This window comes from Streptomyces beijiangensis (genome assembly GCF_017315755.1).
Classification (GTDB): domain Bacteria; phylum Actinomycetota; class Actinomycetes; order Streptomycetales; family Streptomycetaceae; genus Streptomyces; species Streptomyces beijiangensis.
Genome location: NZ_JAFLRJ010000165.1, coordinates 1 through 3,862, shown reverse-complemented (window position 1 = coordinate 3,862; position 3,862 = coordinate 1). Strand labels below are relative to the sequence as shown.

The 3,862-nt window shown below is 69.8% G+C and carries 5 protein-coding genes; 2 read left to right on the top strand and 3 right to left on the bottom strand.

Features of this window, described 5'->3' with window-relative positions:
• The coding region (locus tag J0695_RS18615; RefSeq protein WP_206963216.1) for a TetR family transcriptional regulator at positions 1 to 246 on the bottom strand (246 nt) is incomplete at its 3' end.
• Positions 247 to 381: 135 nt separating this feature from the next.
• On the opposite strand from J0695_RS18615, the gene J0695_RS18610 reads away from it, so the two are divergent.
• Positions 382 to 1,152: an SDR family NAD(P)-dependent oxidoreductase gene (locus J0695_RS18610; protein ID WP_206963215.1), complete on the top strand. Its 771-nt coding sequence runs from the start codon at positions 382 to 384 to the stop codon at positions 1,150 to 1,152.
• Positions 1,153 to 1,217: 65 nt separating this feature from the next.
• Here the strand turns inward: J0695_RS18610 and J0695_RS18605 are convergent, their stop codons facing one another.
• On the bottom strand, positions 1,218 to 1,949 hold the full coding sequence (locus tag J0695_RS18605; RefSeq protein ID WP_206963214.1) for an HAD family hydrolase: 732 nt from the start codon (positions 1,947 to 1,949) through the stop codon (positions 1,218 to 1,220).
• Entirely contained in the window at positions 1,942 to 2,607 is a 666-nt protein-coding gene (locus tag J0695_RS18600; protein WP_206963213.1) for a ScbR family autoregulator-binding transcription factor, read from the bottom strand. Before J0695_RS18600 ends, J0695_RS18605 begins: the two co-directional genes overlap by 8 nt.
• Before the next feature lie 115 nt (positions 2,608 to 2,722).
• Here J0695_RS18600 and J0695_RS18595 point away from each other — a divergent pair, with 115 nt between their 5' ends.
• Complete coding sequence (locus tag J0695_RS18595; RefSeq protein ID WP_206963212.1) at positions 2,723 to 3,664, top strand: ScbA/BarX family gamma-butyrolactone biosynthesis protein; 942 nt, start codon at positions 2,723 to 2,725, stop codon at positions 3,662 to 3,664.
• Positions 3,665 to 3,862 lie beyond the last annotated feature (198 nt).

The following is a 3,862-nucleotide window of genomic DNA, read 5'->3' as shown; positions in this document are numbered from 1 at the left end:
CTGCAGCCCGGGGGCGGAGCCCTCGCCGTCCATCACCTCGCGGGTGGCGGCGGCCCCGGCCTCCTGGACGGCGTCGGCCACGGCGGACTTCGACGGGAAGTGAAAGGTCAGGGCGCCCATGGTGACTCCGGCCGAGGTCACGATCCCGAGCAGGGACGTGCCGGCGTACCCGTGTGCGGCGAACTCGGCGGCAGCAGCTTCGATGAGCCGACGCCGGGTCTGTTCCGCTCTTTCCTGCCGTGCCATGGCTCTACCGTAGGTCAAGACTTTCCCAAGAACACCCCATGGGATGCGGCCCGGAACGTTCTTGGCAGGTCCGTCGGGACCGAAGCGTGAGATGCCGTCTCCCGGCGCTGTGGATCAGCTGCTTGACTGCCCGCCATGACCAAGGATGTACGCAATATGGACGGCCGGGTAGTGATGATCACGGGGGCCTCGTCGGGCATCGGCGCGGCGGCGGCACGCCTCTTCGCCGGCCGGAACGCGCCCGTGGTGCTCATGGCCAGGCGGAAGCGGCAACTCGACGCGCTGGTCGGGGAGATAGAGGCGGGCGGCGGGCAGGCGGTGGCCGTCACCGGGGACGTGCGCCACGGCGAGGACGTGGAACGCGCCGTGGCGACCGCCGTCGAGCGGTTCGGGCGGCTGGACGCCGCCTTCAACAACGCCGGGCATGCCACGCTCGGACAGGACCTGCACGAGACGGCCGACGAGGACTTCGACGCCGTGATGGACGTGAACGTACGCGGCGTATGGAACTGCATGCGCCATCAGATCAGGGCCATGCTCCTCACCGGAGGCGGCTCCATCGTCAACACCGCGAGTACGGCAGGCCTCATCGCCACCGGAGTCGGAGCCCCCTATGTGGCCGCGAAGCATGCGGTGATCGGACTGACCAAGGCGGCCGCGTCCGAGTACGGGACGCGCGGCATCCGCGTCAACGCGCTCGCGGTGGGCAGCACGCTCACCGAGATGATGGAGTCCGTCATCGACAAGGCACCCGGCATCGAGAAGGCGTTCTTCGCCCGGGCCATCCAGCAGCGCTTCGCCGACCCGCTGGAGGTGGCCGAGGCGGCGATGTGGCTGTGCAGTGACGCCTCGTCCTTCGTGACCGGCGCGACCGTGCCCGTGGACGGCGGGGTCCTGGCTGTGTGATCCGCGCGCGGCGGTTCCGGCCGGGCCTGGGGCCCGGCCGGAACCGTAACGTCAGATCCGCTGCCTCAAACCCCTGCTCCCGCACGGCTCTTGGGCGCCTCGGAGCCCGCCCACACCGTGCCGGCCGCCGCCTCGGCGTCCAGCGTCCGCAGCAGAGCGCCGTCGATCTCGTTCAGGGAGCCGACGACATGGCGCGCCCCGGCCTCCCGCATCAGCTCGGCCTGGTGGCTGTGCTCGAAGGTGCTGGGGTGGCCGATGAACGGTACGTCGAGCGCCCTGGCGGCCTCGGCGACGCGCGCCACGTCGTCGATGAAGAGCACCTCGCCGTGTTCCAGGCCGAAGTGCTCGGTGATCTCCTTGAGGCCGGGGCGCACCTCGTTGGTGCAGATGTACCGCGGTCCCGTGAACAGGGCGGCGTACGCGCCGAGATGCTCGTCGAAGTGGGACTTCTCCAGGCCGCCGTAACAGACCGCGGGGAGGCCCGCCTCGCGCAGCCGTCCGAGCAGGGCGATCGCGCCGTCCATGATCTCCACGGGGTGGTCGGCGAGGTAGACGGCGCGTTCCTCGAAGTACGCGTCGAGTGCCTGCTGCCCCGTCAGCTCCTCGGGTACGGAGTCCGCCATGGCCTGGCCTGCGACGGCCTGGCGCTGGGAGAAGACGCGCCGCTCGACGTCGGCCGAGTAGCTGCCGCCGCGTCGGGTGACGAACTGGTGGATCAGCGGGCTGAAGGTGTCGTTGAGCAGCACGCCGTCGATGTTGACGGCGGCGAGTCTCAGCCGGCGAGGCAGATCAGACATGTTGGTCCCCCTTGTCGTGCGCGCCGAGGGTCGTCCACAAGGACTTCGCGCGCTCCTGGCTGTTCTCGATCGTGTCGAGGGTGCGGTCGGTGGCGATGCCGGGCAGCAGCAGCTTCCACATGTTCACCGTGCGGCGCGGCAGGTCGGTGCGCCCGGAGACGACCTGGGCGTACTCCTGCATGCCGGTGCACGCGCCGACCACGAACTCGGCCATGGCGCCGAGTTGGACATGGTCGCGCAGCTCCCCGGCCTCGCGGGCGGCTTCGAGACACTCCTCGAAACTGCGGGCCCAGACCGCGTACGGCGAGGCGTCCCTGAGGCCGAAGCTGGCCTGTTCGGCCGTGAGCCGTACGCCTGCCCGCAGCATCGGATCGGCCTGCAGCGAGTGCGACCAGATGAGGGTGATGTCCACCAGGCGCTGCAGCCCGGTGGACGGTACGTGCGGCTCGATGGTGTTGCGCTGGGCGTGCATCACCTCGAGGGCGAGGTCCTGCTTGTTCTTGAAATGGAAGTAAAGGGCCCCCGCCGTCACCCCCGCCCGCTGGAGAATCTTGTTGATCCCCGCGCCGGCGTAGCCGTACTCGTCGAAAACCTCGGCCGCAGCCCTCAGAAGCTGCTCCCGGGTCTGAACTGCGCGTTCCTGCTTCGGTGCTGCCATGCCACGTCCCGGTCTCGACAAAAAAAAGAACGCCCTCTATGTTACTCGCTGTGGCGCGGCTCCGCTACCGCGCCGGGGGCAGTGCTGGCAGTACTCATCAACAGGGGGATCACTGATGAACGACATGGTTTCGTCGACTGTTTCGATACCGGCCCGCGTCGACCGCGTCAGCCGTGTCACGAAGGACCTCGTCCACAAGCACGACGCGTCCCAGGTCCTGCTCACGGATCTGACACGTACCGGCGAGGACGAGTTCCTGATCACCGCCGACTGGACGGACACCGGCAGCCTGATCCGCACCGAGGACAGCCGCCGCGACGACGCGGTGCTGCTGACCGAGACGATCAGGCAGACCTTCCCGCTGCTCGCGCACGCCGGGTACGAGGTCCCGTTCGGCCATCACCTCCTGTGGGACGAGTACCGCTACGCCCTCGGCCTGGCGGCGCTGCACGCAGGCGGCGCGGGCGGCAGGCCCGACCTGCACATCAAGTGCTACGACATCGTGCGCCGCCGGGGCGTCGTCTCCGCCCTGTCGCTCGACATCACCGTGCTGCGCGACGGCGAGCAACTCGCCACCGCACACACCAGGTTCGCGATCCAGCCCGCGGCGATCTACCGGCGCCTGCGCGGCGCCCGCGGCGACTCCGCCGCCATGATGGAGCTCGCCCGCAGCCGTCCGCTGCCACCGCCGGTGTCCGGGGCCAGTGAGGAGTTCCGTGACGCGGTCCTCTCGCCCACCGACGAGCGCGACTGCTGGCAGCTGCGGATCGACACGCACCACCCGATGTACTTCGACCACCCCAGCGACCACGTGCCGGGCATCCTCCTCCTGGAGGCGGCCAAGCAGGCGGCGCGCGCGGTACGGCACCCCCGGGCCGGCGTCACCGAGGCGATGGAGACGGTCTTCCACCGTTACGTGGAACTCGACACCCCCTGCAGGGTGGATGCCCAGCCGCTGCCCGACGACCAACTGGGCCGTGCCCGCATTCTGGTGACGATGCATCAGGAGAGCAAGCTCTGCTTCACCGCTCTGGTGTCGGTAGCCAGGACCCCCTGAGAGCCGGGTCCTCGGCGGGCACGGCAGGCCGTGTGCCGGGCAGTGTGTGCCCGCCGACCGATGTGACATGGGCCCCGATCACCAGGTCGTCGCCGACCGCCACCGGGTGGCCCACGGAGCGCAGGAGGTCCAGGTCGGACGCATGGTCGCCGTAGGCGGCGGCACGCGGTGCGGATATCGCGTGCCGCGCCTACGGCG

Excerpts from the sequence above, each read along its gene's own strand:
- J0695_RS18610 (WP_206963215.1), top strand. The coding sequence starts at position 382 with ATGACCAAGGATGTACGCAATATGGACGGCCGGGTAGTGATGATCACG.
- J0695_RS18605 (WP_206963214.1), bottom strand. The coding sequence starts at position 1,949 with ATGTCTGATCTGCCTCGCCGGCTGAGACTCGCCGCCGTCAACATCGAC.
- J0695_RS18600 (WP_206963213.1), bottom strand. The coding sequence starts at position 2,607 with ATGGCAGCACCGAAGCAGGAACGCGCAGTTCAGACCCGGGAGCAGCTT.
- J0695_RS18595 (WP_206963212.1), top strand. The coding sequence starts at position 2,723 with ATGAACGACATGGTTTCGTCGACTGTTTCGATACCGGCCCGCGTCGAC.